The sequence below is a fragment of the Chitinophaga sp. genome, from assembly GCF_035564935.1.
Lineage (GTDB): Bacteria > Bacteroidota > Bacteroidia > Chitinophagales > Chitinophagaceae > Chitinophaga.
In genome coordinates, this window is the sequence record NZ_DATMTE010000302.1 from 1 (window position 1) to 3,017 (window position 3,017).

Sequence of the window (3,017 nt, forward strand, 5' to 3'; positions counted from 1 at the left end):
CACCTGGGAGAAGTTACCACCGTGTCTGCCTTATCGGCCCCCGATATTGCTACACTCAGTAAAAAGTTGGCAGCGACCGGATTCGCACTGCTGGAGGACAAAAAGACCAGGCTTGTTCTTGATATAAAGTCATTGATTGAACAGGTTTATTCGGGAAGTTATGATTTCCCCGATAATTTCCGGTTTTCCGACCTGGTAGTAAGTACGCTGAATAAAGATTATAATACCGCGAGCAGTATTTTTTCAGCAGCGGAAGACGTGACCCTGGAAAAGTACATCATGGAATACCGGATTGAGAAAACCAAGGAACTGCTGGTTTATACCAATGAAACCCTGGCCGATATTGCCTATAAGCTAGGGTTCAGCAGCGCGGCGCACTTGTCCCGCCAATTTAAATCCACCACAGGTTTAAATCCATCTTATTTTAAGGATGTCCGTAAAACCAGGTTATCCCTTTCCCATGGTCAGGAATCCCGGTCTTAAAATTATATACAATTCACAGGTAATAGTATAACATCCCTGCCTCCCGCCTGCTGTAGCTTTGTAGAAAATCGGGAAATATGTCTACAGCTATATCAGTACAGCAGGAAACAACTGCTGTCAGAAAGAAAAAAACAGAAAGTATAAAAGAAACCTTTCCTGTACTGGAAATGACCTGTGCAGCTTGTGCCGTTAGCGTGGAATCGATGTTGAAATCGGTGCCCGGTGTAGAGGACGCCGGTGTAAATTTCGCCAATCAAACAGCCTGGGTGCAATATCGCCATGGAAACGTTAGCCCCGAAGCCCTGCAAACTGCGATCCGTTCTATTGGTTACGACCTTGTAATTGAAAAAGAAAACCGGGAAGCAGTTAAAGAGGAAGCACAGCGCAGGCATTACCAGGAAATAAAAAAACGGACTGTCTGGTCGTCTGTATTGTCTCTCCCGGTTGTTATCATTGGTATGTTCTTTATGAATATGCCTTATGGCAATTGGATCATGATGGCATTGGCTACCCCGGTAGTGTTCATCCTTGGCCGCAGCTTTTTTGTGAATGCCTGGAAGCAGGCCAGGCACGGGAAAGCCAATATGGATACACTTGTAGCGCTTAGTACCGGTATTGCCTGGCTTTTCAGTGCATTTAATACAATATATCCGCAGTTCTGGCACCAGCGTGGTTTGCATCCGCACGTTTACTTTGAGGCTGCTGCCGTTGTGATCGCGTTTATCTCGCTGGGTAAACTGCTGGAAGAAAAAGCCAAATCCAATACTTCATCTGCCATAAAAAAACTCATCGGGCTGCAACCTAAAACAGTGTTGTTGGTTGGGCCGGATGGAAATACCAGCGAAGTGCCTGTTGCTGCCGTTAAAGCCGGTGACCTGCTGCTGGTAAAACCGGGTGAAAAGATCCCTGTAGACGGTAAGCTGTCTGCCGGTGAATCTTATGTAGATGAAAGCATGATTACAGGCGAACCTCTGCCTGTTGCCAAGAAAGAAGGCGACGGCGTATTTGCCGGCACCATCAACCAGAAAGGAAGTTTCCGTTTTACTGCAGAAAAAGTGGGTACTGATACACTCCTGGCGCAGATTATAAAAATGGTACAGGAAGCCCAGGGTAGTAAAGCACCGGTACAGAAACTGGTCGACAAAATTGCAGGAATATTTGTGCCGGTAGTAATTGGTATAGCTATTCTCACTTTTATTTCCTGGATGCTGCTTGGTGGAGATAACGCATTTACCCATGCGCTGCTGACTTCTGTTACAGTGCTTGTTATCGCCTGTCCATGTGCGCTTGGCCTGGCTACGCCAACAGCCATCATGGTAGGTGTAGGAAAAGGAGCTGAAAACAATATTCTTATTAAGGACGCCGAAAGCCTGGAGCTTGCACATAAAGTGAATGCGATCATACTGGATAAAACAGGTACCATTACTGAGGGTAAACCGGTAGTTACCAACATCGTGTGGAATAGCGGGGAAACCGGTCACCCGCTTCAGCAATCCATCCTGTACGCACTTGAACACCACTCGGAACATCCGTTGGCGGAGGCCGTAACGGGATATTTATCAGGCGGCGGCATTGGACCGGTGGCGTTAAAAGGCTTTGAAAGTATTACCGGACAAGGCGTAACAGGCACATATAACGGGCAGTCTTATTTTGTGGGCAATAAACGTTTACTCGACGAAAACCATATTACCATAAACAGCAGGTTAGCTGCAGAGGCTGCGAATTTGCAGGAAGAGGCCAAAACGGTTATTTATTTTGCCGGCGCCAAAGAGCTGCTTGCCATTATTGCCATTGCTGATAAAATAAAAGAAACTTCCAGGCAGGCTATCCATGCCTTGCAGCGTGATGGCATTGCGGTATATATGCTTACAGGTGATAACCAGCATACCGCCGCTGCTGTGGCAAGGGAAGTAGGTATAAAAAACTATAAAGCGGAAGTATTACCCTCTTATAAAGCAGATTTTGTAAAAGAGCTGCAGCAGGCCGGGAAAGTGGTAGCCATGGTTGGAGATGGTATTAACGATTCACAGGCGCTGGCCCAGGCCGATGTGAGCATTGCCATGGGCAAGGGCTCCGATATAGCCATGGATGTTGCTAAAATGACGCTGATCACTTCCGACCTGAACAGCATTCCAAAAGCACTCAGGCTTTCCACGAAAACTGTGAGCACCATTAAACAGAATCTTTTCTGGGCCTTTATATACAATGTTATCGGTATTCCTATTGCCGCCGGTGTATTATTCCCCATAAACGGATTCCTGCTGGATCCTATGATTGCCGGCGCTGCCATGGCCCTCAGCTCCGTAAGTGTGGTGAGCAACAGCCTGCGGTTGAAAGCAGCAAAATTGTAATGCAGAAAATAAAAATGTACGAAGAATGTAACAGACGACGTAACGGTGGAAATTGACTAATAATAATTATATAAAAGTTACAGGCAATTGTATAAGATACAGTACCTGTACGCGCAGTAACTTTACATCATCAAACCGGAAATAATTAAATTTTAAAAGAAACAGACCATGGAAACAGTTCAA

Annotated in this window: 2 protein-coding genes; both read left to right on the forward strand. The window is 45.9% G+C overall.

Features of this window, described 5'->3' with window-relative positions; all coding sequences use genetic code 11:
• On the forward strand, positions 1–483 hold a 483-nt coding region (locus VN105_RS08085), incomplete at its 5' end, for a helix-turn-helix transcriptional regulator (RefSeq protein ID WP_325639679.1).
• 77 nt (positions 484–560) lie between these two features.
• Positions 561–2,834 (forward strand): heavy metal translocating P-type ATPase, encoded by a 2,274-nt coding sequence (locus VN105_RS08090; protein ID WP_325639681.1) that lies wholly within the window; start codon positions 561–563, stop codon positions 2,832–2,834.
• The last annotated feature ends 183 nt before the right edge of the window (positions 2,835–3,017 follow it).